The organism is Okeania sp. SIO2F4 (assembly GCF_010672385.1).
GTDB lineage: Bacteria > Cyanobacteriota > Cyanobacteriia > Cyanobacteriales > Microcoleaceae > Trichodesmium.
Genome location: NZ_JAAHGT010001288.1, coordinates 1 through 1916, shown reverse-complemented (window position 1 = coordinate 1916; position 1916 = coordinate 1). Strand labels below are relative to the sequence as shown.

The window sequence follows — 1916 nt, the reverse complement described above, 5'->3', positions numbered from 1 at the left end:
CAGGACTTACGCAAAGACACTATATATAGCGCATGCGCTATATATAGCGATATAGCTGCCGCACTTGCTCCGCCAACGCTTAAAAAAAATGTAGCGATCGCCTCAAGATTTTAGCCATTAATTCAAGAGTCAGAAAAATACCTACAAAATCAGGCGTTGCTCTGAATTTTATTGTGGGTTTTTCCAGCTCTTGTATCAGATAATCTCAGAGTAATTCATGCTTAACTTGGTAAATAGTTTTCCCTATTTTCACTGCTAATATGCATCAAAAAATTCCAGACTAATATAGCACAGGCTATATGATTTTTCTGAATCTTCCTGAGACGACATTGACAAAACTCGCTTGCGTGTTAATTGCTTAATTCTGGCGTGAAATTCTTCAATTTTCCATCTGGTTTGAGATTCAAACTCTACTGCATCTACTGAAGCTTGACATAAGTCATTACTTGCAATACCCAACTGTCCTCTTGGTAGAAATAGTTCCCCGTATGGAACTTGACTTTTTGATCTCAAAGGAATTCCTTTTATTTTGATTATTTTACCTGATATTTTTTCTGGCTCATTCCAAGTTAATTCTTCTATCTTTTTAGATTTTTCTATACCACCAGTATCATCTACGCGCGCGATTTATTTTTAAGGGACAGTCATAAGTTTTTTCCATATTATCTATTAATCCCATTAACCTTTGTGTGGCATACCAACTATCCATTAACACAGTTTTAAATGGTAATTTTTTCTGATTTACCACACATAAAATCATTTCTTCTACATGGTCTAACTCGCGTTTTTTTATCAGTATCTGGGTCATAAATTCGATAATCAAGAGTGCCAAAACTGTTCGATTTTTGGATGAAAATATATACAATTTACTATTCCTATACCACGTTAGCGCAGCTTTGCGTAAGCAAACTACTTGATGCTCATTACCACTGTACTGTCGCCGAACCAATTCAATTTTATTACTATGCTTCTTGTTAAGAACTGTATCATCAAATATTAAATAACCATCTGTATTTGCTATAATTTCTTTTTTAACATTTCTCCATAAATCTTGGCGATCAAAGTTTTCTATTTTTAAATAACGATTTATCTTGTCATGGCTAACATTTTCTAGGTGATTTGCTAAAGAGCGTGATAGTATAATTTGTATGAGAATTGAGTAGATACTGGTATGGTATCAATATAGTTAAAATTCATCTTGTCATCTCAAATTAACAATAAGATAATATAATTATAGTAGAATTAAGCTATTTTAGCAAAATTTATTTACAATTAGCTAAAATAAATTTAAAGAGCCTATCTTTAATATTATTAATATTAGTGATGATAATTTTTTTGTTCAGGCGATCGCTACATTTTTTCAAAGCGTTGGCGGAGCAAGTGCGGCAGCTATATCGCTCTACGCACGTATACGCTATATATAGTGTCTTTGCGTAAGTCCTGTCAATTTATGAAACTTACCCGCATTTTTAAGCTAGACGGACTACTACAAGTAATAATAATTTAATCAATTAATTGTGAGTAACGATGATTTTTAATTTTCTCAAATGTGCCATTATAAGCAAAGTTTCTGACCATATCTGCTTTAAAGAAATTATGTGGAAAACCAAGTTCAATTTGACTGACTCGATCTAATTGCTGAATTTGTTCGGGGGATAATTTTACATCGACGCATTGGAGATTATCCTCAATATGAGAAATTTTTCTAGCTCCAATAATTGGAATTACGCCTTTATTTAATAACCAACTTAAAGCTACTTGTGAGGAACTTTTTCCTATTTGTTGAGCAACTTTATCTACTTCTTGAGCAATAGTAGTGTTGCGATCGCTATTATCCAAAAAATCTTTCATCATTTCATTATCAAATCTGCGCTCTTCTGAGGTGGGATTAGCTTTGGTATATTTCCCACTCAACC

Annotated in this window: 1 protein-coding gene and 1 pseudogene; both read right to left on the bottom strand. The window is 33.0% G+C overall.

Annotation, left to right across the window (positions count from 1 at the left end):
- Window positions 1-205: 205 nt before the first annotated feature.
- Window positions 206-1193 (bottom strand): annotated as a pseudogene (locus tag F6K22_RS39765) (IS701 family transposase).
- 310 nt (window positions 1194-1503) lie between these two features.
- Window positions 1504-1916: aldo/keto reductase (locus F6K22_RS39760; RefSeq protein ID WP_293110560.1), on the bottom strand; the 413-nt coding region annotated here is incomplete at its 5' end.